31 protein-coding genes are annotated in these 25,102 nt (G+C 59.9%); 2 read left to right on the top strand and 29 right to left on the bottom strand.

Annotated features, from left to right (window positions below):
* Positions 1–4 precede the first annotated feature (4 nt).
* The 5 genes from GEV38_RS02870 to GEV38_RS02850 form a co-directional block, all read right to left on the bottom strand.
* A complete protein-coding gene (locus GEV38_RS02870) occupies positions 5–661 on the bottom strand; it encodes a formate dehydrogenase subunit gamma (RefSeq protein WP_054572946.1) in 657 nt (218 codons plus the stop codon).
* Positions 658–1,608, bottom strand: coding sequence for a formate dehydrogenase subunit beta (gene fdxH / locus GEV38_RS02865; protein WP_054572947.1), 951 nt, complete (start codon positions 1,606–1,608; stop codon positions 658–660). The genes GEV38_RS02870 and fdxH overlap by 4 nt, the downstream gene beginning before the upstream one ends.
* A complete protein-coding gene (gene fdnG, locus GEV38_RS02860) occupies positions 1,608–4,676 on the bottom strand; it encodes a formate dehydrogenase-N subunit alpha (RefSeq protein ID WP_152976810.1) in 3,069 nt (1,022 codons plus the stop codon). The genes fdxH and fdnG overlap by 1 nt, the downstream gene beginning before the upstream one ends.
* 271 nt (positions 4,677–4,947) lie before the next feature.
* Positions 4,948–5,709 carry an SDR family NAD(P)-dependent oxidoreductase gene (locus tag GEV38_RS02855; protein WP_015268755.1) on the bottom strand — a complete coding sequence of 254 codons (762 nt, stop codon included), beginning with the start codon at positions 5,707–5,709 and terminating at the stop codon, positions 4,948–4,950.
* A 21-nt stretch (positions 5,710–5,730) separates the two neighbouring features.
* Positions 5,731–6,516, bottom strand: coding sequence for a TSUP family transporter (locus tag GEV38_RS02850; RefSeq protein WP_043935263.1), 786 nt, complete (start codon positions 6,514–6,516; stop codon positions 5,731–5,733).
* A gap of 199 nt (positions 6,517–6,715) precedes the next feature.
* On the opposite strand from GEV38_RS02850, the gene GEV38_RS02845 reads away from it, so the two are divergent.
* Entirely contained in the window at positions 6,716–8,098 is a 1,383-nt protein-coding gene (locus tag GEV38_RS02845) for a PLP-dependent aminotransferase family protein (protein ID WP_015268753.1), read from the top strand.
* Positions 8,099–8,241: 143 nt separating this feature from the next.
* Here the strand turns inward: GEV38_RS02845 and GEV38_RS02840 are convergent, their stop codons facing one another.
* Positions 8,242–8,784, bottom strand: coding sequence for a single-stranded DNA-binding protein (locus tag GEV38_RS02840; protein WP_013970644.1), 543 nt, complete (start codon positions 8,782–8,784; stop codon positions 8,242–8,244).
* A 9-nt stretch (positions 8,785–8,793) separates the two neighbouring features.
* Positions 8,794–10,188: an MFS transporter gene (locus GEV38_RS02835; protein ID WP_015268752.1), complete on the bottom strand. Its 1,395-nt coding sequence runs from the start codon at positions 10,186–10,188 to the stop codon at positions 8,794–8,796.
* 129 nt (positions 10,189–10,317) lie between these two features.
* Here GEV38_RS02835 and uvrA point away from each other — a divergent pair, with 129 nt between their 5' ends.
* Entirely contained in the window at positions 10,318–13,152 is a 2,835-nt protein-coding gene (gene uvrA, locus GEV38_RS02830) for an excinuclease ABC subunit UvrA (protein WP_013970642.1), read from the top strand.
* A 136-nt stretch (positions 13,153–13,288) separates the two neighbouring features.
* Here the strand turns inward: uvrA and bfr are convergent, their stop codons facing one another.
* The 22 genes from bfr to rplP all read right to left on the bottom strand — a co-directional run bounded on the left by bfr (position 13,289) and on the right by rplP (position 25,092).
* Positions 13,289–13,753 carry a bacterioferritin gene (gene bfr, locus GEV38_RS02825; RefSeq protein ID WP_003257116.1) on the bottom strand — a complete coding sequence of 155 codons (465 nt, stop codon included), beginning with the start codon at positions 13,751–13,753 and terminating at the stop codon, positions 13,289–13,291.
* A 164-nt stretch (positions 13,754–13,917) separates the two neighbouring features.
* Positions 13,918–15,357 (bottom strand): catalase, encoded by a 1,440-nt coding sequence (locus tag GEV38_RS02820; RefSeq protein WP_015268751.1) that lies wholly within the window; start codon positions 15,355–15,357, stop codon positions 13,918–13,920.
* Positions 15,358–15,529: 172 nt separating this feature from the next.
* Positions 15,530–15,916, bottom strand: coding sequence for a 50S ribosomal protein L17 (gene rplQ, locus GEV38_RS02815; RefSeq protein ID WP_003255451.1), 387 nt, complete (start codon positions 15,914–15,916; stop codon positions 15,530–15,532).
* 42 nt (positions 15,917–15,958) lie between these two features.
* The gene (rpoA, locus tag GEV38_RS02810) at positions 15,959–16,960 is read right to left on the bottom strand and encodes a DNA-directed RNA polymerase subunit alpha (RefSeq protein ID WP_003255452.1); all 1,002 of its coding nucleotides are present in this window, start codon (positions 16,958–16,960) and stop codon (positions 15,959–15,961) included.
* 22 nt (positions 16,961–16,982) lie between these two features.
* Positions 16,983–17,603, bottom strand: a complete 621-nt coding sequence (rpsD, locus tag GEV38_RS02805; protein ID WP_003257114.1) for a 30S ribosomal protein S4 — start codon at positions 17,601–17,603, stop codon at positions 16,983–16,985.
* A gap of 15 nt (positions 17,604–17,618) precedes the next feature.
* Positions 17,619–18,008 carry a 30S ribosomal protein S11 gene (rpsK, locus tag GEV38_RS02800; RefSeq protein WP_003255454.1) on the bottom strand — a complete coding sequence of 130 codons (390 nt, stop codon included), beginning with the start codon at positions 18,006–18,008 and terminating at the stop codon, positions 17,619–17,621.
* Between the two features lie 18 nt (positions 18,009–18,026).
* A complete protein-coding gene (rpsM, locus tag GEV38_RS02795) occupies positions 18,027–18,383 on the bottom strand; it encodes a 30S ribosomal protein S13 (RefSeq protein ID WP_003257112.1) in 357 nt (118 codons plus the stop codon).
* 131 nt (positions 18,384–18,514) lie between these two features.
* A complete protein-coding gene (gene rpmJ / locus GEV38_RS02790; RefSeq protein WP_002555468.1) occupies positions 18,515–18,631 on the bottom strand; it encodes a 50S ribosomal protein L36 in 117 nt (38 codons plus the stop codon).
* Between the two features lie 28 nt (positions 18,632–18,659).
* Entirely contained in the window at positions 18,660–19,991 is a 1,332-nt protein-coding gene (secY, locus tag GEV38_RS02785) for a preprotein translocase subunit SecY (RefSeq protein WP_003257108.1), read from the bottom strand.
* Positions 19,992–20,426, bottom strand: coding sequence for a 50S ribosomal protein L15 (gene rplO, locus GEV38_RS02780; RefSeq protein ID WP_003257107.1), 435 nt, complete (start codon positions 20,424–20,426; stop codon positions 19,992–19,994).
* Positions 20,427–20,429: 3 nt separating this feature from the next.
* Positions 20,430–20,606: a 50S ribosomal protein L30 gene (gene rpmD / locus GEV38_RS02775; protein WP_003255463.1), complete on the bottom strand. Its 177-nt coding sequence runs from the start codon at positions 20,604–20,606 to the stop codon at positions 20,430–20,432.
* A gap of 2 nt (positions 20,607–20,608) precedes the next feature.
* Positions 20,609–21,109, bottom strand: a complete 501-nt coding sequence (rpsE, locus tag GEV38_RS02770; RefSeq protein ID WP_003255465.1) for a 30S ribosomal protein S5 — start codon at positions 21,107–21,109, stop codon at positions 20,609–20,611.
* 3 nt (positions 21,110–21,112) lie between these two features.
* A complete protein-coding gene (gene rplR / locus GEV38_RS02765) occupies positions 21,113–21,463 on the bottom strand; it encodes a 50S ribosomal protein L18 (protein WP_009397496.1) in 351 nt (116 codons plus the stop codon).
* A gap of 10 nt (positions 21,464–21,473) precedes the next feature.
* Positions 21,474–22,007, bottom strand: a complete 534-nt coding sequence (gene rplF, locus GEV38_RS02760) for a 50S ribosomal protein L6 (protein WP_009681972.1) — start codon at positions 22,005–22,007, stop codon at positions 21,474–21,476.
* A 12-nt stretch (positions 22,008–22,019) separates the two neighbouring features.
* Complete coding sequence (rpsH, locus tag GEV38_RS02755) at positions 22,020–22,412, bottom strand: 30S ribosomal protein S8 (RefSeq protein WP_009681971.1); 393 nt, start codon at positions 22,410–22,412, stop codon at positions 22,020–22,022.
* Between the two features lie 209 nt (positions 22,413–22,621).
* Positions 22,622–22,927: a 30S ribosomal protein S14 gene (gene rpsN / locus GEV38_RS02750; protein WP_013970638.1), complete on the bottom strand. Its 306-nt coding sequence runs from the start codon at positions 22,925–22,927 to the stop codon at positions 22,622–22,624.
* A 13-nt stretch (positions 22,928–22,940) separates the two neighbouring features.
* Complete coding sequence (gene rplE / locus GEV38_RS02745; protein WP_003257095.1) at positions 22,941–23,480, bottom strand: 50S ribosomal protein L5; 540 nt, start codon at positions 23,478–23,480, stop codon at positions 22,941–22,943.
* A 20-nt stretch (positions 23,481–23,500) separates the two neighbouring features.
* Positions 23,501–23,815, bottom strand: coding sequence for a 50S ribosomal protein L24 (rplX, locus tag GEV38_RS02740; protein ID WP_013970637.1), 315 nt, complete (start codon positions 23,813–23,815; stop codon positions 23,501–23,503).
* Between the two features lie 11 nt (positions 23,816–23,826).
* Positions 23,827–24,195, bottom strand: coding sequence for a 50S ribosomal protein L14 (gene rplN / locus GEV38_RS02735; protein ID WP_002555479.1), 369 nt, complete (start codon positions 24,193–24,195; stop codon positions 23,827–23,829).
* 23 nt (positions 24,196–24,218) lie between these two features.
* The gene (gene rpsQ / locus GEV38_RS02730) at positions 24,219–24,485 is read right to left on the bottom strand and encodes a 30S ribosomal protein S17 (protein WP_003255478.1); all 267 of its coding nucleotides are present in this window, start codon (positions 24,483–24,485) and stop codon (positions 24,219–24,221) included.
* Positions 24,486–24,487: 2 nt separating this feature from the next.
* Entirely contained in the window at positions 24,488–24,679 is a 192-nt protein-coding gene (gene rpmC / locus GEV38_RS02725) for a 50S ribosomal protein L29 (RefSeq protein WP_002555481.1), read from the bottom strand.
* Positions 24,679–25,092, bottom strand: a complete 414-nt coding sequence (gene rplP, locus GEV38_RS02720) for a 50S ribosomal protein L16 (RefSeq protein ID WP_003255479.1) — start codon at positions 25,090–25,092, stop codon at positions 24,679–24,681. The genes rpmC and rplP overlap by 1 nt, the downstream gene beginning before the upstream one ends.
* Positions 25,093–25,102: the final 10 nt, after the last annotated feature.

The following is a 25,102-nucleotide window of genomic DNA, read 5'->3' as shown; positions in this document are numbered from 1 at the left end:
GCGCTCATCCTTCTTTTCGTCCGTGATTGCCCGGCGTCTTGTCACCAGTCACTTCGCGGTACCACAACTCATGGTGCTTGCGCGCCCAGGCGCGGCTGACCCAGCCATGCAGCATGGCGCCGATCGAGCCCTTGATCCAGATACCGGCGTAGATGTGCACGATGATGCTGAGGATCAGCACGAACGCCGCCAGGGCGTGGAGCAGCGCAGACAGGCGAATGACCTCGATGCCGAACAAATGGCTGAAGTATGCGCGCCAGATCACCACGCCGCTGACCAGCAGAACCAGCATGCACACCAGCAGGGTCCAGAACAACAGCTTCTGCCCGGCGTTGTACTTGCCGATCGGTGGCACACCCTCCTCCTTGTTGAGCATCACCCGGTCCACCCGGCGCAGCCACAGTCGGTCATTGGCAGTGATGAAATTGGCGCGCCAGAAACGCAGCACCAGGCCGAGGAAGAACACGAACATCGCCCCCCCGAGGAAGGGGTGCAGGATGCGTGTCCAGGGCCCACCGCCGAACAGGTTGCTGAGCCAGAACAGCGCCGGATGGAACAGCGCCAGCCCCGACAGGCCAGCCAGGATGAACAGGATCGCGACGACCCAGTGATTGCTGCGCTCGTTGGCGTTGTAGCGCAGGATGGGTTTGTTGTCGTTCATGGTCGCTGCTCCCCTTGCCCACCGGGCTTGGTCGGATCATAGACATGGACCGACGGGTCCACCTGGTGCACGCTTTCATCCGCAGGTGCCGGGTGTTCGTCCTCCTCCACCCGCTGTGGCCCTACCCGCACATAGTGGAAGAACCCGGCCAGCACCGCAGCCCCCATGGCCAGCAGCGCCAGCGGCTTGGTAAAGCCCTTCCACAGCCCCACCAGCGGGCTGATCACCGGCTGGTCCGGCAGGCCGGCGTACAGCTTCGGTGTGTCGGCATGGTGCAGCACATACATCACGTGGGTGCCACCGACGCCGTCCGGGTCGTACAGCCCGGCCTTGTCGTAGCCCCGCGACTTGAGGTCGACGACGCGCTCGGCGGCATGCACCTTCATCTCATCCTTCGTGCCGAACACGATCGCCCCGGTCGGGCAGGTTTTCACGCAGGCCGGCTCCAGGCCCACGGTCACGCGGTCGGAACACAGGGTGCACTTGTACGCCTTGTGGTCCTTCTGCGAAATACGCGGGATATTGAACGGGCAACCGGTGATGCAGTACCCACAACCGATGCAGTGGTCCTGGTTGAAGTCGACGATGCCGTTGGCGTGCTTGATGATCGCTCCCGGGCTCGGGCACGCCTTCAGGCAACCTGGCTCGGCGCAGTGCATGCAGCCATCCTTGCGAATCAGCCACTCCAGGTTGCCGTCGTCGCGCTCGTGCTCGGTAAAGCGCATCAGGGTCCAGGTCTCGGCAGTGAGGTCCTGGGGGTTGTCGTAGGTGCCGTGGTTGTGGCCGACCTCGTCACGCAGTTCGTTCCACTCCGAACACGCCACCTGGCAAGCCTTGCAGCCGATGCATTTGGTGGTGTCGATCAGCTTGGCGACTTCCTGCTGCTGGCGTACCGAAGGCGGTACGGTGGTGGTGGCCGAGCGGGCGATGATGTCTTGGCTGGCCATCAGAGTTTCTCCACTTTGACGAGGAACGACTTGGACTCTGGCGTCTGGGTATTGCCGTCACCCAGGAAAGGCACCAGGGTGTTGGTCAGGTAGCCATGCCGCGTAGCCCCGGTGAAGCCCCAGTGCAGCGGGATGCCGATCTGGTGCACGGTCTGGTTATTGACCTGGAGCGGGCGAATCCGCTTGGTCACTACCGCCACCGCATCGATGTGTCCGCGCTTGCTCGATACCCGCACCCGGTCGCCGGCCTTGATACCTTTCTCGTTGGCCAGCACCTCGCCGATTTCGACGAACTGCTCGGGCTGGGCAATGGCGTTGAGCCGGCAATGCTTGCTCCAGAAGTGGAAGTGCTCGGTCAGCCTGTACGTGGTCGCCGCGTACGGGAACTCGTCGTGCTTGCCGAGGGTGTCCCACACCGAGTCGAATACCCGCCCGGCCGGGTTACTGGTGGCCTTCTTGTTCTGCGGGTGCAGCGGGTTGATGCCAATCGGCGTCTCGAACGGCTCGTAGTGCTCGGGGAACGGGCCTTCGGCCATCTTGTCGATGGCGAAGAACCGCGCCACGCCTTCGGGGTTCATGATGAACGGGTTCATCCCCGCCTCGGGCGGCGAGTCGACCTTGAAGTCGGGCACATCGGTCCCGGTCCAGGCCTTGCCGTTCCACCACACCAGGCGCTTCTTCTCCGGGTCCCACGGCTTGCCTTGCGGGTCGCTGGAGGCACGGTTGTAGAGGATGCGGCGGTTGGCCGGCCAGGCCCAGGCCCAGTTCTGCACTTGGTGCATGCCGTACGGGTCGCTGTTGTCACGGCGAGCCATCTGGTTACCCTGCTCGGTCCAGCTGCCGGAGAAGATCCAGCAACCGGACGCAGTGCTGCCGTCGTCCTTGAGCTGGCCAAAGCCCGCCAGTTGCTGGCCGGCCTTGAGCACTGCGCCAGTCGGATCGGTGACGTCCGTCACCGCCCAGCCGTTCATTTCCTTGGCCAGCTCCTCCGGGGATGGCTCTTCAGGGACCTTGTATGGCCAGTTGATGTTCATCAGCGCGTCAGGATAGGCGCCGCCTTCGGCCTGGTAGCGTCGGCGCAGGCGCAGGAACAGCTCGCTCATGATGTGAACGTCGGTGCGGGTCTCGCCCGGGCCGTCGGCGCCCTTCCAGTGCCACTGCAGCCAGCGGCTGCTGTTGACCAGCGAGCCGTCTTCCTCGGCAAAGCAGGTAGTGGGCAGGCGGATCACTTCGGTCTGGATGTTGGCCGTATCGACATCGTTGAACGGCCCGGCGTTGCGCCAGAACTCCGAGGTCTCGGTGGCCAGCGGGTCCATGATCACCAGCCACTTGAGTTTGCTCAGGGCGGCAGTGACACGGTTCTTGTCCGGCAGCGCGGCAATCGGGTTGAAACCTTGGCACATGTAGCCGTTTACCTTGCCCTGGCCCATCATCTCGAACATGCGCAGCACGTCGTAGGCCGGCACATCGAGCTTGGGCAGCCAGTCGTAGCCCCAGTTGTTCTCCGCCGTGGCATTGGCGCCGTACCACGCCTTCATCAGGCTGACATGGAACTTGCCGTAGTTCTGCCAGTACGACAGTTGGCCAGGACGCAGTGGCTTGGAGGCGCGCTTGTCGATATAGGCGGCATAGTCCTGCTCGGCATCGCCGGCAAGGGTCAAGTAACCCGGCAACGAGTTGGACAGCAGGCCGAGGTCGGTCAGGCCCTGGATGTTGGAGTGCCCGCGTAAGGCATTGACCCCGCCACCCGGCATGCCGACGTTGCCCAGCAGCAACTGCACCATGGCCGCACTGCGGATGATCTGTGCGCCGATCGAGTGCTGCGTCCAGCCAAGCGCATAGAGGATCGTCATGGTCTTGCCCGGTACCGAGCAGGTGGCGATCTCTTCCCAGATCTTCAACATGGCGTCCTGCGGCATGCCACAGGTCATGCTTGCCAGTTCCGGTGTATAGCGGCTGTAGTGCTGCTTCATCAGCTGGAACACGCAGCGCGGGTGCTGCAGCGTCGGGTCGACCTTGGCAAAGCCGTCTTCACCCAGCTCGTAACCCCAGCCGGACTTGTCGGAATACACGCGCTTGGCCTCGTCGTACCCGCTGAACAGGCCATCCTCGAAGCCATAGTTCTCTTTGACGATGAACGACACATCGGTGTAGTTGCGCACGTACTCGTGCTGGATCTTGTCATTGCTCAGCAAGTAATTGATCAACCCGCCCATGAAGGCGATGTCGGTACCGGTACGAATCGGTGCGTAGTAGTCGGACACCGAAGCGGTACGGGTAAACCGCGGGTCGACCACGATCAGCCGCGCCTTGTTGTGCGCCTTGGCCTCGGTCACCCACTTGAAGCCGCACGGATGCGCTTCTGCTGCGTTGCCACCCATCACCAGGACCAGATTCGCATTGGCGATATCGGACCAGTGGTTGGTCATGGCGCCACGGCCGTACGTCGGGGCAAGACTTGCCACCGTCGGGCCATGTCAGACACGAGCCTGGTTATCGAACCCCAGCATGCCTGTTGCGCGGATGACCTTGTGGGTCAGGTAGCCGGCCTCGTTGGAGGCGGCGGAAGCAGCAAGAAAGCCGGTGGTGAGCCAGCGGTTGACCGTTTGCCCCTGGGCGTTCTTTTCGATGAAGTTGGCGTCGCGGTCCTGCTTCATCAGGTCGGCAACGCGATCGAGCGCCTCGTCCCAGCTGACCCGCACCCACTCCTTGCTGCCCGGCTTGCGTACCTCGGGGTACTGCAGGCGGCTCGGGCTGTGGATGAAGTCCAGCAGGCCAGCGCCTTTCGGGCAGAGGGTGCCGCGGTTGACTGGGTGGTCGGCGTCACCTTCGATATGGATGATGTTCTGTTTGACGTTCTTGCCCGCATCGCCCTGGCTGTACATGATCAGGCCGCAGCCGACCGAGCAGTAAGGGCAGGTGTTACGGGTTTCCTTGGTATGCGCCAGCTTGAAGTGACGCACCTGCTCGGCGAATGCGGGTGTCGGGGCCATGCCCAACGCCGCAAGGCTCGAGCCTCCAAGGCCGACGGCGGCGACCTTGAAGAACTGCCGACGGTTCAGGTCCATCGTGCACTCCTGATCAGGTGGTGGACGCACGGAACATGGCCGGCGCCTCTTGGTAGTCACGGTGGCGGCCAATTGATGGCCGCCAACAGTTAAGACTAGCCAAGAATCGAGAAGGTGCGATGACATGGGTCAGCTGAAGGCGCTGTGTTGCCTGATTCGCGGGTGAACCCGCTCCCACAGTTACTGCACATGCCCGAAGCAAAGCGCTATTCCTGTTGCAGCGGGCGTGCCCGCGAACACCGGCAACGCCCGGCCATCCACCACCGGCCGATCAGCAAAGCGGCAGGTTGCGCACCACGTTCAGCGCCGCACTGCTCTGGGCCACCGGCATGATCTCGATGGTATTGATGTTCACATGCGCCGGCTGCTCGGCAATCCAGGCCACCGTGGCCGCGATGTCCTCGGGCAGGATGGCCTCCACGTCCCGATACAGCGCCTGCACGGCATCCAGATCACCGTTCAGGCGCACCACCGAGAAATCGGTCCCCGAGCACAGCCCAGGCTCGATGTTGCTCACTCGCACGCGGGTGCCCGCCAGGTCGGCGCGCAGGTTGAGGCTGAACTGGCGAACGAAGGCCTTGCTGGCGCCATACACGTTACCGCCCGGGTAGGGATAGGTGCCGGCGATCGAGCCGATATTGATGATCATGCCGCTGTCAGCTTCCACCATCTGCGGCAGGATCTTGTGGGTGACCATGGCCAGGCCAGTGATGTTGGTGTCGATCATCCGCTGCCAGTTTTCCGCACTACTGGCCTGGGCACGGTCCACGCCCAGCGCCAGCCCGGCATTATTGACCAGCAGGTCGACCTGCAGTGACGCATCACTAATCTGCTCGACCGCCTTCTCGAGCGACACCGGGTCGGTGACATCCAGCGCCAGCGGAATGAAATTGACGCCTAGCTCGGCGGCCAGCGCTTGCAGCTTGTCCATGCGCCGGGCGCCACCGATCACGCGGTAGCCTTTGCCGATCAAGGTACGGCAGATGGCGCGGCCAAAGCCCGAGGAGGCGCCGGTTACGAATGCAGTTTTCATCAGTTGTCTCCTATGGAAGGGTCAGGCCAGGTACTTAACGCCCAGGCTGGTGAACAGGCAGAGCATCGAGAACACCAGCGCCTTGCGCACCACTTCGTTGCCCTTGCGCAGGGCCAGTGCACTGCCAAGGTGGTTGCCGAGGATGTTGCAGGCCACCAGCGGCACCGCCAGCAGGTAGACGACCTTGCCGGCAATGACGAAGGCCACCAAAGCGCCGATGTTGGATGCGAAGTTGAAGGTTTTTGAATTGGCCGAGCTGGAGACCAGGTCCATGCGCAGCAGGTAGTGGAACGCGATGATGAACATGCTGCCGGTACCCGGGCCGAAGAAGCCGTCGTAGAAGCCGATGGCCAGACAGGTCAGCGGTACCACGGTGAAGAGCATGCGCGATGACAGTTCGCGCTCCTCGACCGGGCGGTCCTTGGGGGTGAGGAAGATGAGGATGCCGAAGGGGATCAGCGCCAGGATGATCTTGCCCACAGCTTCCTGGGAGATCGAGACGATCAGGTGCGCTCCCAGGTAGGCACCGAGCAACGAGAATGGCACGCCGACCAGCGCCACCTGCCAGACCATCTTGCTGTTGGCCAGGAAGTTGCGAATGGCTGCCAGTGTGCCAACGGTACTGACCAGTTTTTCCTGGCCGAGGGCAACCTGCGGTGGCATGCCGACCAGCAGAAAGCCCGGCACCAGGAACAACCCGCCGCCACCGGCAATGCTGTCTACGAAGCCGGCAACGAAAGCGATAGCCCCAAGCATGAGCACCGCCAGCAACCAGTGTTCCGCCCAGAAAGCGCCCAGAATTTCCATAGCGAAGTCCATCCAGTGGAGTGTCCTGCCAAGCACAACGCAAATGTGCATGTCCCAATCAGCGCGATGATTGTAATTACAACAATTGAATCGATGCAATATCGAATTAAATCGACTCAATGGCGAAGATTACCATCATTACCCGCATCTTGGCTTTCATGTTAGGCTGCGCGCAATTGCAGAATCTGGTGCCATTTCCATGTGGGTCCCTCAATACGGCGATCAAACCCAGCCGGTTTACCTGATGATCGCTAATGCCCTTGAACAGGACATCGAAAGTGGTCGGCTTGCAGCAGGCGATCGTTTGCCCACCCTCAAAGACCTTGCCGAGGCACTGAATGTAACCCCCGGCACAGTTGGAAGAGCCTACGACGAAGCCGCCAAGCGCGGCCTGGTGGTTGGAGAGGTAGGCCGTGGCACATTTGTCAGGCAGTTGCGACAGCGGTTATCCGCCCCGTCGGTGCACACACCAGCTACTGGCGAAAGCAGCCAGATCGATCTCTCGATCATCAAACCCAACGACGCCCACATGAGTGAGTGGCTGGGTGCGGCCATCAGCGAGCTGGCCACCTCTGCGGACCTGGGACAGGTACTCGACTATGTGACAGAAGGTGGTCACACCTCCCACAAACAAGCAGGTGCAGCCTGGATTCAGCGCTGGCTGCCTGATGCGCGCTGGCAACAGGTTGTACTGACCTCTGGCGCACAGCATGGACTATTGGTGGCCATCAGCAGCCTGTCGAACAGCGACGATGTGGTGCTGTGTGAATCGTTCTGCTATCCCGGCATCATCTCCCTGGCCCACAGCATGGGCCGCCGCCTGCGTGGCGTGGCCATGGACGAGCATGGCCTTATTCCCGAGGCATTGCGCGCGGCCTGCCTGGAGCATCGCCCTTCCCTGTTGGTGTGTGTCACCACCCACCAGAACCCCACCAACTCGATCATGCCCCACGCACGGCGCCAGGCCATCGCAGAGATCGCCCGCGAGTTCGACCTGTTCATCGTCGATGACGATATCTACGGCTTCCTTGAACCCGCTCCGGATTACCAGCCACTGGCAGCGTATGCGCCAGAACGTTCGGTGTATCTCACCAGCCTGTCCAAAAGTGTGCTGCCGGCGCTGCGTATCGGTTACCTGTACGCCCCACCGCAAACCCTCTCGCGGCTATCGTCGATGGTACGCAGCAGCGTCTGGATGCCATCGCCGTTGATGGCACAACTGGCCCGCAACCTGATCAACAGCGGCATGGCCGACCAGTTGGTGCGAGAACAACAGGAAGAGGCTGCCGCGCGCCAGCAAATGGCCCAGGAGATCCTTGGCAAGTACAAGATCCGCAGCCAGCCCAACAGCTTCCACATCTGGCTGGAGTTGCCCGAGCCGTGGACCAGCGACGAATTCGCCAACCTGGCGCGTAACAACGGCGTCACTGTAGTCAGTGGCAGCCAGTTCCTGCCAGAGCGCAGCCACGCCAGCTGCGGCGTGCGCATCGCCTTGATGGCCCCCAGTCGTCAGGAGTTGGGCTTTGCCCTGACCAAGCTGGTCAGCCTGCTGGACTCGCCAGAGCCACGGTTGTTCTATTGATCAGGCTCGCTATTGGAGTGGCAGTCGGTACCAATTCATTCTCGGGCAAGCCCGCCCACAAAAAGGTACGCGGCACCGCCCATAAAAAAACCCAGGGCAACTGCCCTGGGTTTCTGGTCTTGCCAGACGCCTAACCGTTCTGATCAGAACGGAATATCGTCATCGAAGCTGTCGAAGTCAGCCGCCGGCTGCGGGGCTGGCTGCTGCGGGGCCGGGCGCTGAGGAGCCTGTTGCGGGCGCGGGGCCTGCTGGCGTGGGGCCTGGTTGTACTGCTGCGGCTGGCCGCCACCGTAGTTGCCGCCACCCTGGTTGTACGGGTCACCGCCCTGCTGCTGGTTCTGCGGGCGGCCGCCGAGCAGCTGCATGGTGCCGTTGATGTCGACGATGATCTCGGTGGTGTAGCGCTTGATGCCGTCTTTTTCCCACTCGCGGGTCTGCAGCTTGCCTTCGATGTAGCACTGCGAACCTTTGCGCAGATATTCGCCGGCGATTTCGGCAACCTTGCCGAACAGCGACACACGGTGCCACTCGGTACGCTCGACCTTCTGGCCCGACTGCTTGTCGGTCCACTGCTCGCTGGTAGCCAGGCTCAGGTTGGTCACGGCGTTACCGTTGGGCAGGTAGCGGACTTCGGGATCCTGGCCACAGGTGCCGACCAGAATGACTTTGTTAACCCCACGGGCCATAACGTTCTCCTAGGCTTCGCACGCCGAAGAGGCCGGGTTTACCAGGCGCTCGAGGGTCGTACGGTCCAAAATTTTCGTATCCAGTTTGATATAGATGGCGGCTTCTTCCGCCACCACGACGGCGTCGGTCACACCTGGCACAGCCATCAGGCGCTCGGTCAGGCCGGCTTCCCGGACTGCCTCTGGCGTCAGCGGCATGCGCAGGCTGGTCACATAGGGCGGCTCGTTCATGCGCAAGGCGACGACCAACCAGATGGCACACAGTACCGCACAACCGAGGAACACCATGTTCAGCCCGCCGTGCTGGAACAACCAGCCACCGAGGATTCCTCCCAGGGCAGCGCCGAGGAACTGGCTGGTGGAGTAGACCCCCATTGCCGTCCCCTTGCCACCTGCAGGCGACACCTTGCTCACCAGCGAAGGCAGCGATGCCTCCAGCAGGTTGAATGCAGTAAAGAATACCACGGTGCCGATCACCAGTCCGCGCAAACCGTCAGCCCACTGCCAGAAGAACACCTCCACCAGCAGCAACACACTGACCGCCCCGGCCAGCACGCGTTTCATCTTGCGCTTTTTTTCGCCATAGATGATGAACGGGACCATTGCAAAAAATGAGATGAACAACGCGGTCAGGTACACCCACCAGTGCTGTTCCTTCGGAAGACCGCCGCGCTCGACAAAGGCCAGTGGCAATGCGACGAAGCTGGCCATGAGGATGGCGTGGAGGATGAAGATGCCCACATCCAGGCGCAGAAGGTCCGGATGGCGCAGGGTCGGGCCGATGGCCTGGCGCGCCACACCCGACTCACGGTGCTGCAGGATGCTGTGGGTATTGGGCACCACAAAGGCGATCAGCAGGATGCCGACCAGGGCAAGTCCTGCCGTGGCGAGGAACAATCCTGACAAGCCAAAGGCACGAGTCAGCAATGGGCCGACGACCATGGCGACGGCAAACGAAAGGCCGATGCTCATGCCGATCATGGCCATGGCCTTGGTCCGGTGCTGCTCGCGGGTGAGGTCGGACAGCAGCGCCATGACCGCAGCGGAAATCGCCCCGGCACCCTGCAGGATACGCCCGGCAATCACACCCCAGATGGAGTCGGCCTGGGCCGCCAATACACTGCCCAGGGCAAAGATGACCAGCCCCAGGTAAATCACAGGCCGGCGGCCGATGCGATCGGAAATCATCCCGAACGGGATCTGCAATACGGCCTGGGTCAGGCCATAGGCACCAATGGCCAGGCCGATCAGCGCAGGCGTGGCACCGGCCAGGTCCATGCCGTAGGTGGCCAGCACCGGCAAGACCATGAACATGCCCAGCATACGAAAGGCAAAGACCAGGGCCAGGCCGCCAGCGGCGCGGGTTTCGCCGCCACTCATACGCTCGTTGTGGGTGTCGTGCATGGATTAACCTCGTGTGAACCGGCGGCGATTCTATCAGTCCGACAGCTTGACGGCATCTACGCGACGCTTTGCCGCGTAATGGCAGGGCGCCGTATACTTCCTTGTTTATGCCCGCCGAGCGAGGCCGCAGTGGACAAGATCCTGATTCGTGGGGCACGTACCCACAACCTGAAGAACATCGACCTGACCCTGCCCCGGGACAAGCTGATCGTGATCACCGGCCTATCCGGTTCCGGCAAGTCGTCCCTGGCGTTCGACACTCTGTACGCCGAAGGCCAGCGCCGCTATGTGGAATCGCTGTCGGCCTACGCCCGGCAGTTCCTGTCGATGATGGAAAAGCCCGACGTCGACACCATCGAAGGCCTGTCGCCGGCCATTTCCATCGAGCAGAAGTCGACCTCGCACAACCCCCGCTCCACGGTCGGCACCATCACCGAAATCTACGACTATCTGCGCCTGCTGTACGCTCGCGTGGGTACCCCACGCTGCCCGGATCACGATATCCCGCTGGAAGCGCAAACGATCAGCCAGATGGTCGACCTGGTGCTGGAGCGACCGGAAGGCAGCAAGCTGATGCTGCTGGCGCCGGTGGTGCGCGAGCGCAAGGGCGAGCACCTGGCGGTGTTCGACGAGCTGCGGGCCCAGGGCTTTGTGCGCGCCCGGGTCAACGGCAAGCTCTACGAGCTCGACGAACTGCCCAAGCTGGACAAGCAGAAAAAACACAGCATCGATGTGGTGGTGGACCGTTTCAAGGTCCGCGCCGACCTGCAACAGCGCCTGGCCGAGTCGTTCGAGACCGCGCTCAAGCTGGCCGACGGCATAGCCCTGGTCGCGCCGATGGATGACGAGCCCGGCGAAGAGACGATCTTCTCCGCGCGTTTCGCCTGCCCGGTCTGTGGTCATGCCATCAGCGAGCTGGAGCCGAAGCTGTTCTCCTTCAACAACCCCGCCGGCGCCTGCCCGACCTGCGATGGCCTGGGGGTGAAGCAGTTCTTCGACACCAAGCGCCTGGTCAATGCCGAGCTCACCTTGGCCGAAGGCGCGATCCGCGGCTGGGACCGGCGCAACGTGTACTACTTCCAGATGCTCGGCTCGCTGGCCGCGCATTACGGCTTCAGCCTTGAGGAACCATTCGGCCAGCTTTCGGCCGAGCACCAGAAGGTGATCCTGCAGGGCAGCGGCAAGCAGAGCGTCGACTTCAAGTACCTCAACGACCGTGGCGACATCGTCAAGCGCTCGCACCCGTTCGAAGGCATCGTGCCGAACCTGGAGCGTCGCTACCGCGAGACCGAGTCGGCCACCGTGCGCGAAGAACTGGCCAAGTTCCTCGGCACCCAGCCGTGCCCCGATTGCCGCGGCACCCGCCTGCGCCGTGAGGCAAGGCATGTGTGGGTGGGCGAAAAAACGCTACCGGCAGTGACCAACCTGCCGATCGGTGAAGCCAGCAACTACTTCGGCGAGCTGACTCTGACCGGACGCCGTGGCGAGATTGCGGCGAAGATCCTCAAGGAAATCTGCGAGCGCCTGCAGTTCCTGGTGAACGTCGGTCTCGACTATCTCACCCTGGACCGCAGCGCTGATACCCTGTCCGGTGGCGAAGCGCAGCGTATCCGCCTGGCCAGCCAGATCGGTGCTGGCCTGGTGGGAGTGATGTACATCCTCGATGAGCCGTCCATCGGCCTTCATCAACGTGACAATGACCGCCTGCTGGCCACCCTCAACCACCTGCGCGACCTGGGCAACACGGTGATCGTGGTGGAACACGACGAGGACGCCATCCGCCTGGCCGACTACGTGGTGGACATCGGCCCTGGGGCCGGCGTGCACGGCGGTCAGATCGTCGCCGAGGGGTCGCCGCAGGAGGTCATGGAGCACCCCGACTCGCTGACCGGCAAGTACCTGTCAGGGCGCAAGAAGATCGTAGTGCCGGCCAAGCGCACGCCGCGCAACAAGAAGCTGCAACTCAAGCTCAAGGGCGCGCGTGGCAACAACCTGCAAAACGTCGACCTTGAAATCCCGATCGGCCTGCTGACCTGCGTGACCGGGGTGTCCGGTTCGGGCAAGTCGACACTGATCAACAACACCCTGTTCCCACTGGCCGCGACCGCCCTGAATGGCTCAAGCAGCCTGGAAGCGGCGCCGCATGCCAGCATGGATGGCCTGCAGCACCTGGACAAGGTAGTGGACATCGACCAGAGCCCGATCGGCCGCACCCCTCGCTCGAACCCGGCGACCTACACCGGCATCTTCACGCCGATCCGCGAGCTGTTCTCCGGTGTGCCGGAATCGCGTTCGCGCGGCTATGGTCCGGGGCGTTTCTCGTTCAACGTCAAGGGAGGCCGTTGCGAGGCCTGCCAGGGCGATGGCCTGATCAAGGTGGAGATGCACTTCCTGCCGGACATCTATGTGCCATGCGACGTGTGCAAGAGCAAGCGCTACAACCGCGAAACCCTGGAGATCAAGTACAAGGGCAAGAACATCCACGAGGTGCTGGAAATGACCATCGAGGATGCCCGCGAGTTCTTCGACGCAGTGCCGGCGCTGGCGCGCAAGCTGCAGACGTTGATGGATGTGGGGCTGTCATACATCAAGCTGGGCCAGTCGGCGACCACGCTGTCGGGCGGTGAGGCACAGCGAGTGAAGCTGTCGCGCGAACTGTCCAAGCGTGACACCGGCAAGACCCTGTACATCCTCGACGAGCCGACCACGGGCCTGCACTTTGCCGATATTCAGCAGTTGCTGGACGTGCTGCATCGCCTGCGCGACCACGGCAATACCGTGGTGGTGATCGAGCACAACCTGGATGTGATCAAGACCGCGGATTGGCTGGTGGATCTGGGGCCGGAGGGTGGCTCGAAAGGCGGACAGATCATCGCCTGCGGTACGCCGGAAGAACTGAGTACGATGAAGCAGTCGTATACCGGGCACTACCTGAAACCGTTGCTGGAGCGGGATCGGGCGTAAGGCCTCGGGGGGCGCTTTGCGCCCCTTTCGCGACACAAGGCCGCTCCTACAGGCGATCGCGTAATCTCTGGATTGACGCGATCAAATGTAGGAGCGGCCTTGTGTCGCGATAGGGCTGCAAAGCAGCCCCAGGCTTTTACATCTGCGACTGCAGGTAATTCTCCAGGCCAATGGCCTTGATCAGCCCCTGCTGCTTCTCCAGCCAGTAGGTGTGATCTTCTTCGGTATCAGCCAACTGTGCGCGCAGGATATCGCGGCTGATGTAGTCCTTATGCAGTTCGCACAGTTCGATGCCTTTGCACAGCGCGCCGCGTACCTTGTACTCGAGCTTGAGGTCGGCCTCGATCATTTCCGGCACGGTGCTGCCCACTTCCAGGTCATCCGCGCGCATGTCAGGGGTGCCTTCGAGCATGAGGATGCGACGCATCAGGGCATCGGCGTGCTGCGTCTCTTCTTCCATTTCGTGGTTGATGCGCTCGTAGAGCTTGGACAGGCCCCAGTCTTCGTACATACGCGAGTGAATGAAGTACTGGTCGCGAGCCGCCAGTTCGCCCTTCAGCAGCGTAACGAGGTAGTTGATTACGTCCGGGTGACCTTGCATCGCCCTGCTTCTCCATGTGAAAACGTCTATGCCATATAGTGTGAACCAGCTTTTGCCTGCGGTCACTGAAAAACCGCGCAATTAGAAGCAAAAAATCGGTTAAACAGTAGTGATATTCATTGAAAAACCGCCCAAATGAGGGCGGTTCTTCTTATCACTTCGACTTAGGCGAGATTGATGCCCAAGGCCTTGGCAACCCCTTCGCCATAGGCCGGATCGGCCTTGAAGAAGTATTGCAGCTGACGCCGGATCACGTCTTCGCTGACGCCTGCCATGGTGCCGGCAATGTTGTTTATCAGCAGGGCTTTCTGCTCATCGTTCATCAGGCGGAACAGCGCGCCGGCGTGGCTATAGTAGTCGGTGTCCTCGCGGTGGTCGTAGCGGTCTGCCGAACCATTCAGGGCCAGTGCAGGCTCGGCGTGGCTTGGCGACTGCTTCGGCGCATCGCTGTAGCTGTTGGGCTCATAGTTCGGCGCGCTGCCGTAAGTGGCAGTGGCCATGGAACCATCACGCTGGTAGCTGTTGACCGGGCAGCGTGGTGCGTTCACCGGCAGTTGCTGATGGTTGGTGCCCACCCGGTAGCGGTGCGCGTCGGCGTAGGCGAATACCCGCCCTTGCAGCATGCGGTCCGGCGACAGGCCAACACCCGGCACCATGTTGCTCGGGCCAAACGCAGCCTGCTCGACCTCGGCAAAGTAGTTGAGCGGGTTACGGTTGAGCTCCAGCACGCCCACTTCAATCAGCGGGTAGACCTTCTGCGACCAGGTTTTGGTCACGTCGAAGGGGTTTTCGTCGCGGCTGGCAGCCTCGGCTTCGCTCATCACCTGGATGCATACGGTCCAGCGTGGGTAATCGCCCCGCTCGATGGCTTCGAACAGGTCGCGCTGGGCGTAGTCCGGGTCAGTACCTGCCAGGCGCGCGGCATCTGCCGGTGCGAGGTTCTTGATGCCTTGCTGGGTCTTGAAGTGCCATTTGACCCAGGTGCGTTCACCCTTGGCATTGATCAGGCTGTAGGTATGGCTACCGAAACCGTGCATGTGGCGGTAGCCGTCCGGAATGCCGCGATCGGAGAACAGAATGGTGACCTGATGCAGCGCCTCGGGAGAGTGCGACCAGAAGTCCCACATCATCTGGGCGTTCTTCAGGTTGGATTGTGGGTGACGCTTCTGGGTGTGGATAAAGTCCGGAAACTTCAGTGGGTCGCGGATGAAGAACACCGGCGTGTTGTTGCCGACGATGTCCCAGTTACCTTCCTCGGTGTAGAACTTGACGGCAAAACCACGGGGATCGCGCTCGGTATCAGAGGAGCCACGCTCACCACCAACGGTGGAGAAGCGCAGGAAGGTTTCGGTCTGCTTGCCAACCTGTTCAAACAACTTGGCACTGGTGTAATCGGTGATATCGCGGGTGACGGTAAAGGTGCCGTAGGCGCCCGAGCCTTTTGCGTGTACGCGGCGCTCAGGAATGTTCTCGCGATTGAAGTGGGCGAGCTTCTCGATCAGGTGGAAGTCGTCGAGCAGCAGCGGGCCGCGCGGGCCGGCGGAACGGGAATTCTGGTTGTCTGCTACAGGTGCACCGCTGGCGGTGGTGAGAATCTTGCTCATGGGCTCTCCTTATCGGTCTTCAAGCGCCGGCTAATCGGCTCTGGAGAGAGTATTGACGAGCAAGGTTACAAGAACAAATGCATTACGTGACTTGAATCAATAGAAATAAACAATACATCTTGAAACAAAAAACCGGGCACTAGGCCCGGTTTTTTGTAGCAGACAGAACGTCTTACTCAGCAGCTTCTACAGCACCGCCGACCGGACGATCAACCAGCTCGACGTACGCCATAGGAGCGTTGTCGCCAGCGCGGAAACCGCACTTCAGGATGCGCAGGTAGCCGCCCTGACGGGTGGCGTAACGCTTGCCCAGGTCGTTGAACAGCTTGCCAACAGCGGACTTCGAACGGGTACGATCGAAGGCCAGACGGCGGTTAGCTACGCTGTCTTCCTTGGCCAGGGTGATCAGCGGCTCGGCAACGCGGCGCAGTTCCTTGGCTTTCGGCAGGGTGGTTTTGATCAGCTCGTGCTCGATCAGCGACACTGCCATGTTCTGGAACATAGCCTTGCGGTGAGAGCTGGTACGGCTCAGGTGACGTCCACTTTTACGATGACGCATGATTCATTCCTTACCAAACACTACGTTCGGTGATTACGACGATCAGGCGGTCGCCTTGTCGTCTTTCTTAAGACTTGCAGGCGGCCAGTTGTCGAGGCGCATGCCGAGAGACAGACCACGAGAGGCCAGGACGTCCTTGATTTCAGTCAGGGACTTCTTGCCCAGGTTAGGAGTCTTCAACAGCTCTACTTCGGTACGCTGAATCAGGTCGCCGATGTAGTAGATGTTCTCCGCCTTGAGGCAGTTGGCCGAACGTACAGTCAGTTCCAGGTCGTCAACCGGACGCAGCAGGATCGGATCGATCTCGTCTTCCTGCTCGACTACGACAGGCTCGCTGTCACCTTTGAGGTCGACGAACGCGGCCAGCTGCTGTTGCAGGATGGTCGCAGCGCGGCGGATAGCCTCTTCAGGATCCAGGGTGCCGTTGGTTTCCAGATCAATGACCAGCTTGTCCAAGTTGGTACGCTGTTCAACACGGGCGTTCTCGACCACATAGGCGATACGACGCACCGGGCTGAACGAAGCGTCCAACTGCAGACGGCCAATGCTACGGCTTTCGTCTTCGTCGGTTTGACGGGAGTCGGCCGGCTCGTAACCACGACCACGAGCTACAGTGAGCTTCATGTTCAGGGCGCCGTTCGACGCCAGGTTCGCGATTACGTGATCGGGGTTGACGATCTCGACATCGTGATCCAGCTGAATATCGGCAGCGGTAACCACCCCCGAACCCTTTTTCGACAAGGTCAGCGTAACTTCGTCACGACCGTGCAGTTTGATAGCCAGGCCTTTCAGGTTCAACAGGATTTCAATGACGTCTTCCTGAACACCTTCGATCGCGGAGTACTCGTGGAGTACGCCGTCGATCTCGGCCTCGACTACTGCACAGCCAGGCATGGAGGACAACAGGATGCGGCGCAGCGCGTTGCCCAGGGTATGGCCGAAACCACGCTCGAGAGGCTCGAGCGTAATCTTGGCGCGGGTCGGACTGACTACCTGCACATCAATGTGGCGGGGAGTCAGGAACTCATTTACCGAAATCTGCATGGATGCACCTATTTTCTAGCCCTTACTTGGAGTAGAGCTCGACAATCAGGTTCTCGTTGATGTCGGCAGACAGGTCGCTGCGAGCAGGAACGTTCTTGAAAACGCCCGACTTTTTAGCAGCATCCACGTCAACCCACTCAACGCGGCCACGCTGGGCGCACAGTTCAAGGGCTTGAACAATGCGCAGCTGGTTCAGCGACTTCTCGCGAACCGCGACCACGTCACCCGGACGAACTTGGTAGGATGGAATGTTTACAGTCTTACCGTTGACGCTGATCGCTTTGTGCGAAACCAGCTGACGGGACTCGGAACGAGTCGAGCCGAAGCCCATACGGTAGACGACGTTATCCAGACGGCACTCGAGCAGTTGCAGCAGGTTCTCACCGGTTGCGCCTTTTTTCGAGGCTGCAGCCTGGTAGTAACCGCGGAACTGACGCTCCAGAACACCGTAGATACGACGAACTTTTTGCTTCTCGCGCAGCTGGGTACCGTAGTCGGACTGACGGCCACGGCGCTGGCCGTGGATACCTGGGGCTGCTTCGATGTTGCACTTCGATTCCAGAGCGCGAACGCCGCTCTTCAGGAACAGGTCAGTGCCTTCACGACGAGACAGTTTGCATTTTGGACCAATGTAACGTGCCATTTATCTGTCTCCTGATTACACGCGACGCTTCTTCGGCGGACGGCACCCGTTGTGCGGGATTGGCGTCACGTCGGTGATGCTGGCGATCTTGTAGCCGCAGCTGTTCAGTGCACGAACGGCGGACTCACGACCTGGACCTGGACCCTTGACGTTTACGTCGAGGTTCTTCAGACCGTATTCCAGCGCAGCTTGACCAGCACGCTCAGCAGCGATCTGTGCTGCGAACGGGGTGGATTTGCGCGAACCACGGAAACCCGAACCACCGGAGGTCGCCCAGGACAAAGCGTTGCCCTGACGGTCGGTGATGGTCACGATGGTGTTGTTGAAAGAGGCATGGATGTGGGCGATGCCATCAACCACTGTCTTTTTGACTTTCTTACGAGGACGAGCAGCAGGTTTTGCCATGTCTATATTCCTGGGCGATTACTTGCGGATCGGCTTACGCGGGCCCTTACGGGTGCGTGCGTTGGTCTTGGTGCGCTGACCGCGAACCGGCAGACCTTTACGATGACGCAGGCCGCGGTAGCAACCCAGGTCCATCAAGCGCTTGATCTTCATGTTGATGTCACGACGCAGGTCACCTTCGGTGGTGAACTTCGCGACTTCGCCACGCAGGGTTTCGATTTGCTCGTCGCTCAGATCCTTGATCTTAGCGGCTGGGTTTACACCAGCGTCTGCACAGATCTTCTGTGCAGTAGTGCGACCGACACCATAGATGTAGGTCAGCGAGATAACAGCATGCTTGTTATCTGGAATGTTGACGCCTGCAATACGGGCCATTCAGTGGGACTCCAATTGACAGCTACCTACGCCCCGGAAGCCAAGAAATAGGGCGCGAGATAATATCGCTGTAGAAACGAATAATCAACCCAGCAGCACACTAGCTGCTGGGTTTGAAGCGCAGATCACACTCAGCCTTGGCGCTGTTTGTGACGCGGTTCCGCGCTGCAGATCACTCGTACGACGCCTTCGCGACGGATGATCTTGCAGTTACGGCACAGCTTTTTCACCGATGCACGAACTTTCATTACCGACTCCTCGAACCTTAGGGGCGTATCAGCGCAGCAGACCGCTGCCACCGTAGCCTTTCAGGTTGGCTTTCTTCATCAGGGATTCGTACTGGTGCGAAACGAGGTGCGATTGTACTTGGGACATGAAGTCCATCACAACCACTACCACAATCAGCAACGAGGTCCCGCCAAGGTAGAACGGCACATTTGCTGCCACCACCAGGAACTGGGGCAGAAGGCAGACGGCCATCATGTAAAGAGCACCGAACATGGTCAGACGGGTCAGAACGCCATCAATGTAGCGTGCCGACTGCTCACCAGGACGGATACCCGGAATAAAGGCACCGGACTTCTTCAGGTTTTCCGCTACGTCTTTCGGGTTGAACATCAGCGCTGTGTAGAAGAAGCAGAAGAAAATGATCCCTGCACTAAACAGCAGAATGTTCAACGGCTGACCAGGAGCGATCGACTGCGAGATGTCCTGCAGCCAGCCCATACCTTCGGACTGACCGAACCAGGCACCCAGCGAAGCCGGGAACAGCAGAATGCTGCTCGCGAAAATGGCCGGGATAACCCCCGCCATGTTCACCTTCAGCGGCAAGTGGCTGGTCTGCGCAGCGAAGACCTTGCGGCCCTGCTGACGCTTGGCGTAGTGAACGGCGATACGACGCTGACCACGCTCAATGAACACCACAAAACCGATAATCGCTACTGCCAGCAAACCGATAGCGACCAGGGCGAAAATGTTGATATCGCCTGTGCGCGCAGACTCGAAAGACTGCCCGATTGCTCTCGGAAGACCGGCAACGATACCCGCGAAGATCAACATCGAGATACCGTTGCCCACACCGCGCTCGGTGATCTGCTCGCCCAGCCACATCATGAACATCGCGCCTGCCACGAAGGTGGAGACAGCAACGACATGGAAGCCCAGGCCTACAGAAAACGCAACGCCCTGGTTGGCCAGGCCAATGGACATGCCAATGGCTTGAACCAGTGCCAGGATAACGGTGCCGTAGCGGGTGTACTGGCTGATCTTGCGACGGCCAGCTTCACCTTCCTTCTTCAACTGTTCCAGTTGCGGGCTGACCGCCGTCATCAGCTGCATGATGATCGATGCCGAGATGTACGGCATGATCCCCAGTGCAAAGATGCTCATGCGCTCAAGCGCGCCACCGGAAAACATGTTGAACAAGCTAAGAATGGTCCCCTCATTCTGCCGAAACAGATCCGCCAGACGGTCTGGATTGATGCCAGGAACCGGGATATGCGCACCTATCCGATAGACGATGATCGCCATAAACAGAAAGCGCAGACGAGCCCAGAGTTCCGACATCCCGCCCTTACCGAGCGAAGAGAGAGCACCTTGCTTAGCCATTTATTCCTCGAACTTGCCGCCAGCTGCTTCGATAGCCGCACGCGCACCCTTGGTGGCTGCGATACCCTTGATGGTGACTGCGCGAGTGACTTCGCCAGACAGCATGATTTTCACGCGCTGTACGTTCTGGCCGATCACGTTGGCATCCTTCAGGGATTGCACGGAGATCACGTCGCCTTCCACCTTGGCCAGCTCGGACAGACGCACTTCGGCGCGGTCCATGGCTTTCAGGGAAACGAAGCCGAACTTCGGCAGACGACGGTGCAGCGGCTGTTGACCGCCTTCGAAGCCAGGAGCGATCGAACCACCCGAACGGGAAGTCTGACCTTTGTGGCCACGGCCGCCGGTCTTGCCCAGACCGCTACCGATACCACGACCTGGACGATGCTTCTCGCGACGGGAACCCGGCGCTGGACTCAGATCATTGAGTTTCATCGATTAACCCTCGACCTTCAGCATGTAGTAAGCCTTGTTGATCATCCCGCGGTTTTCGGGAGTATCCTGGACTTCTACAGTGTGACCGATGCGACGCAGACCCAGGCCCTTAACGCACAGCTTGTGGTTAGGCAGACGGCCCGAGACGCTCTTGATCAGCGTTACTTTTACGGTTGCCATGATCAGAAGATCTCCTCGACGCTCTTGCCGCGCTTGGCAGCAATGGATTCAGGAGATTGCATGGCTTTCAGACCCTTGAAGGTGGCGTAAACCACGTTCACAGGGTTGGTCGAACCGTAGCACTTGGCCAGAACGTTCTGAACACCAGCAACTTCCAGGACAGCACGCATTGCGCCACCGGCGATGATACCGGTACCTTCCGAGGCAGGCTGCATGTAAACCTTCGAGGCGCCGTGGGCAGCCTTGGTGGCGTACTGCAGGGTGGTGCCCTTCAGGTCAACCTGGATCATGTTGCGGCGAGCAGCTTCCATGGCTTTCTGGATCGCGGCAGGTACTTCGCGCGATTTGCCACGGCCGAAGCCAACACGGCCCTTACCATCACCTACCACGGTCAGCGCGGTGAAGGTGAAGATACGGCCGCCTTTTACGGTTTTGGCAACGCGGTTAACTTGAACCAGCTTCTCGATGTAGCCTTCGTCGCGCTTTTGATCGTTATTTGCCATAACTTAGAACTCCAGCCCGCCTTCACGAGCAGCATCGGCCAGCGCTTTGACGCGGCCATGGTACTTGAAGCCGGAACGGTCAAAGGCAACTTGAGATACACCGGCGGCTTTCGCACGCTCAGCTACCAGCTTGCCAACCTTAGTGGCCGCGTCGATGTTGCCAGTGGCGCCATCACGCAGTTCTTTGTCCAAGGTCGAGGCGCTTGCCAGAACCTTGCTGCCGTCGGCCGAAATGACCTGGGCGTAGATGTGCTGCGAGGAGCGGAACACGCACAGGCGCACGACTTCGAGTTCGTGCATCTTGAGACGTGCTTTGCGAGCGCGACGCAGTCGAGTAACTTTTTTGTCGGTCATTTGCTAGGCCCTACTTCTTCTTGGCTTCTTTACGACGGACTACTTCGTCCGCGTAACGCACACCCTTGCCTTTGTAAGGCTCTGGCGGACGGAAGTCGCGGATTTCAGCGGCCACCTGACCCACCAGCTGCTTGTCGATACCCTTGATCAGGATGTCGGTCTGGCTTGGGGTTTCAGCGGTGATACCGGCTGGCAGTTCGTAGTCCACTGGGTGCGAGAAGCCCAGGGCCAGGTTCAGGACGGTGCCCTTGGCCTGTGCCTTGTAACCAACACCGACCAGCTGGAGCTTGCGCTCGAAGCCTTGGCTTACGCCCTGGACCATGTTGTTCACCAGAGCGCGGGTGGTACCGGCCATGGCGCGAGCTTGCTGGTCACCGTTACGAGCGACGAAACGCAGCTCGCCAGACTCTTCGGTAACTTCAACAGACGAGTGAACGTTCAGTTCGAGAGTGCCTTTGGCACCCTTCACCGAAAGCTGCTGGCCGGCGAATTTGACTTCGACGCCTGCTGGCAGCTTAACGGGGTTCTTAGCGACGCGAGACATGCCTATCCCCCCTTAGAACACTGTGCACAGAACTTCGCCGCCGACACCGGCAGCGCGCGCAGCGCGATCAGTCATCACACCTTTGTTGGTGGAGACGATAGACACGCCCAGACCGCCACGTACTTTCGGCAGTTCTGCGACGGACTTGTACTGGCGCAGGCCTGGACGGCTGGAGCGCTTCAGTTCCTCGATGACCGGACGGCCTTCGAAGTACTTCAGTTCGATCGACAGGGAAGGCTTGGCCTCACCAGTTACCTGGTAGCCGGCGATGTAACCTTCGTCTTTCAGAACTTTGGCAACCGCGACCTTCAGGGTGGAGGAAGGCATGCTTACGACGGACTTTTCAGCCATCTGGGCATTACGGATGCGAGTTAGCATGTCCGCTAACGGGTCCTGCATACTCATGGGCTAGATGCTCCTGATACAAGAATTATTAGCCTTGCGGCTATCACAACCACCCGAGCGGACAGGGCAAAAAACCCAGGCTCAGGTGAGCCGGTCATTCTAGACACAAGGTAGAAACGAAACAAGCCCCATATAGGGGCTTGTTTGTTGGCGAGGTCACCGGCGGTCGGAAGATTGCTCCCCTTCCGCCGGGATCCAGCCTGCTGCGATTACCAGGAGGCCTTGACCAGACCTGGTACGTCACCGCGCATTGCAGCTTGACGCAGCATGTTACGGCCCAGGCCGAACTTACGGTATACACCGTGAGGACGACCGGTCAGGCGGCAACGGTTGCGCAGACGCGAAGCGCTGGCATCACGTGGCTGCTTCTGCAGGGCGACAACGGCAGCGAAACGCTCTTCAGGAGAGGCGTTCAGGTTGACGATGGTCGCTTTCAGCTCGGCACGCTTTTTGGCGTACTTGGCTACCGTGAGCTGACGCTTCAGCTCGCGGTTTTTCATGCTCTTCTTGGCCATTTTCCTACTCCAATCAGTTGCGGAACGGGAACTTGAAAGCACGCAGCAGAGCGCGGCCTTCGTCGTCCGAACGAGCAGTGGTGGTCAGGGTGATGTCCAAACCGCGCAGAGCATCGATCTTGTCGTAGTCGATTTCCGGGAAGATGATCTGCTCTTTCACGCCCATGCTGTAGTTGCCACGGCCATCGAAGGACTTGGCATTCAGGCCGCGGAAGTCGCGAACCCGAGGCAGGGAGATCGCCAGCAGGCGGTCCAGGAATTCGTACATCTTGTCGCGACGCAGGGTCACCTTGACACCGATCGGCCAGCCTTCACGGACTTTGAAGCCCGCGATGGATTTACGAGCGAAAGTCACGACCGGCTTTTGACCGGTGATCTTTTCCAGGTCGGCAACAGCGTGCTCGATGACTTTCTTGTCGCCGATCGCTTCGCCCAGACCCATGTTCAGGGTGATCTTGGTAACGCGCGGAACTTCCATCACGTTCGACAGCTTAAGTTCTTCCTTAAGCTTAGGAGCGATTTCGTTCCGGTAAATCTCTTTCAGTCGTGCCATGGTCTTCTACCTAGCAGTGTTCAAGCATCAACCGCTTTTTGGGTCGACTTGAAGACACGAATTTTTTTACCGTCTTCTACTTTGAAACCAACGCGGTCAGCCTTGTTGGTTTCGCCGTTGAAGATGGCAACGTTGGAAGCGTGCAGAGGCGCTTCTTTTTCGACGATACCGCCCTGTACGCCCGCCATCGGGTTAGGCTTGGTATGACGCTTGACCAGGTTCACACCACCAACAACCAGACGGTTGTCAGCCAGAACCTTCAGCACCTTACCGCGCTTACCTTTGTCTTTGCCGGCGATCACGATGATCTCGTCGTCACGACGAATCTTTTGCATGTCGGATCTCCTTACAGCACTTCAGGGGCGAGCGAGACGATCTTCATGAACTTCTCGGTACGAAGTTCACGGGTCACTGGCCCGAAGATGCGAGTGCCGATCGGCTCTTGCTTGTTGTTCAGCAGAACAGCAGCGTTGCCGTCGAAACGAATGATGGAACCGTCAGCGCGACGAACACCGTGACGGGTGCGCACGACAACAGCAGTCATCACTTGGCCTTTCTTGACCTTACCGCGCGGAATTGCTTCCTTGACGGTTACCTTGATGATGTCACCGATGCCGGCGTAACGGCGGTGCGAACCACCGAGCACCTTGATGCACATGACGCGACGAGCGCCGCTGTTATCGGCCACATCGAGCATGGATTGAGTCTGAATCATAAAATTTCTCCGACCCCTAGCCCTTAGACTTCAACAGCGCGTTCGAGGACTTCAACCAGTGCCCAGGACTTGGTCTTGGCCAGCGGACGGGTTTCACGGATGGAAACCTTGTCGCCGATCTTGCACTGGTTGGCTTCGTCGTGCGCGTGCAGCTTAGTCGAACGCTTAACGTATTTACCGTAGATCGGGTGCTTTACGCGACGCTCGATCAGAACGGTGATGGTCTTGTCCATTTTGTCGCTGACGACACGGCCAGTCAGCGTACGGACGGTTTTTTCAGCTTCAGCCATGATCACTTACCTGCCTGCTGGTTGAGCACAGTTTTCACGCGAGCGATGTCACGCTTAACTTGCGAGAGCAGGTGCGACTGCCCCAACTGGCCAGTTGCTTTCTGCATACGCAGATTGAACTGGTCGCGCAGCAAGCCGAGCAGTTGCTCATTCAGTTGCTGTGCCGATTTTTCACGAAGTTCATTCGCTTTCATCACATCACCGTCCGCTTAACAAAGGAGGTGGCGAGAGGCAGCTTTGCAGCAGCCAGGGCGAAAGCTTCGCGCGCCAGCTCTTCAGAAACACCCTCGATTTCATACAGGACTTTGCCTGGCTGAATCTGGGCAACCCAGTATTCCACGGAACCCTTACCTTTACCCATACGAACCTCGAGAGGCTTCTTGGAGATCGGCTTGTCCGGGAACACACGGATCCAGATCTTACCGCCACGTTTTACGTGACGGGTCAGCGCACGACGTGCGGACTCGATCTGGCGAGCGGTGAGGCGACCGCGAGCAACAGCTTTCAGGGCGAATTCGCCGAAGCTGACTTTGCTACCGCGCAGTGCCAGACCACGGTTGTGGCCAGTCATCTGCTTGCGGAATTTTGTACGCTTTGGTTGCAACATTTGGCGTACC

The organism is Pseudomonas sp. 13159349 (genome assembly GCF_013305685.1).
Classification (GTDB): domain Bacteria; phylum Pseudomonadota; class Gammaproteobacteria; order Pseudomonadales; family Pseudomonadaceae; genus Aquipseudomonas; species Aquipseudomonas asiatica.
This window is presented reverse-complemented; position numbering and strand designations above follow the sequence as displayed.